Raw genomic sequence first — 1705 nt, 5'->3', positions numbered from 1 at the left:
CGATGGGACTCAGCGGGCGATCCAGGGCCTTCTCCCGGCCGTGCAGCCTCTGCTAGCCGGGTTTCGTGACCTGGCCGTGGTGGGCGCGAACTTCTCGGTCGGCCTCGTCCCGGGGATCGCCTCGGCGGCGCAGAGGTTCGGCGAGTTCCTGTCCAACGCCGCGGCGTCCGGGCAAGCGTTGTCGTGGATGCAGGGCGCCGTGCAGGTGTTCCAGCAACTCGGCACTATCGGAAGCAGCCTGAAGGGGATCGTCTCGTCGATCTTCACGGCGATGCAGACCGGGGGTGTGAGCGCGCTCGGCGTTCTCGGCCAGATCCTGGGCAAGCTCAACGAGTTCCTGGCCAGCGCTGAAGGTCAGCGCGTCTTGGTCACGATCTTCCAGAGCCTGAGCCAGGTCGCAGGCGCCCTCGGCCCGATCTTTCAGGCTTTGGGTGGTGCGGTCGCGCAGATCGCGCCGCACATTGCCAACATCGCGACCGCCTTGGGTCCCGGACTGGCCGCCGCGGTGTCTGCGCTCGGGCCGGCCCTGGCCGCGCTCGGTCCTGGGCTGACGGTCGTGGCTGAGATGCTGAGTAAGGCGTTCGCCTCGCCAGAGCTGCAAGCGGGACTGCTGGCGCTTGGTCAGGGGCTGTCGGCTGCGTTTGCTGCGGTGGCTCCGCTGCTACCGGTGATCGGCCAGTTGGCTGGGATTCTGGGCCAGGTTCTCGGCGCAGCCCTGTCGAACCTCAGTTCGATTTTGGGTCCCGTGATCGCCGCGCTCGCAGGCAGCCTGCAGCCCGTGCTGCCGATCTTGTCGGCAGCGATTGCGAAAGTTGCAGCGGCAACGGCTCCACTGGCAGTGCAATTCGGACAGATCCTAGCAATGGCTCTCAAAACACTCCTTCCGCCGCTGCTGCAGATAGCGACGGATCTACTGCCACCCGTGCTCAGCTTGATCACGGAACTGGTCCCCGTTATCAGTTTCATGGCCGAAGCCTGGGGGGTCGTCCTCAAGGCCGTCCTGCCGATCCTGCCTCCACTGATCAAGATCACGACAGCCGTTCTGCCCGTAGTGATCTCCCTGGTTGAGGCCATAGTCCGGCTCTTCAAGGGCGATTTCAAGGGCGCCCTCGACGTCGTGGTCAAGGCCGTAACGAACCTCGGCGAAACCATGATCAGCGCCGGAAAAGACCTGCTCAACGGACTCTGGGACGGAATCCAGCAACTCGCAGGCTGGCTCAAGGGCAAGATCCTTGACTTCTTCAAGAACATCCTGCCCGGCTGGGTGCAAGACGCACTCGGTATCAGCAGCCCTTCGAAGGTGTTCATGCAGATGGGCCGCATGCTACCTGCCGGTATGGCTGTCGGTATCCGGCAAGCGTCAGGGCTGGTGCGTACGCAGCTCGACCGGATGACCGCGATGGCCGCAGGCACGGTCATGCCATCCATGGCTGTGCCTGGGGTCAGTGTGCCGTCCGGCATGGCAGGCGGTGGTCTGGCCGGGCGGACTGTCATCCATCAGACGAACTACTATCCGCAGGCCGAACCCAGCTCGGCCACCGTCAACAGGGGCTTGCAGCTCGCGGGTGCCTTGGGGGTGATCTGACCGTGCCGTCGTACTCTCTGGATGGTGTTCCGCTCGATCATCCCGCGGGGTGCTGGCGCACTAAGTGGTCGACTTCGGAAGTCCTTCGGGGGTTGACGTGAGAGCCGATCGTGTGGGCGG

General features: G+C 64.6%; 1 protein-coding gene. It reads left to right on the top strand.

All coding sequences use genetic code 11. The features are described 5' to 3' along the window. The coding region (locus ABD844_RS52870; protein ID WP_344897921.1) for a phage tail protein at positions 1-1585 on the top strand (1585 nt) is incomplete at its 5' end. Positions 1586-1705: the final 120 nt, after the last annotated feature.

This window comes from Nonomuraea antimicrobica (assembly GCF_039536965.1).
Classification (GTDB): domain Bacteria; phylum Actinomycetota; class Actinomycetes; order Streptosporangiales; family Streptosporangiaceae; genus Nonomuraea; species Nonomuraea antimicrobica.
This window is presented reverse-complemented; position numbering and strand designations above follow the sequence as displayed.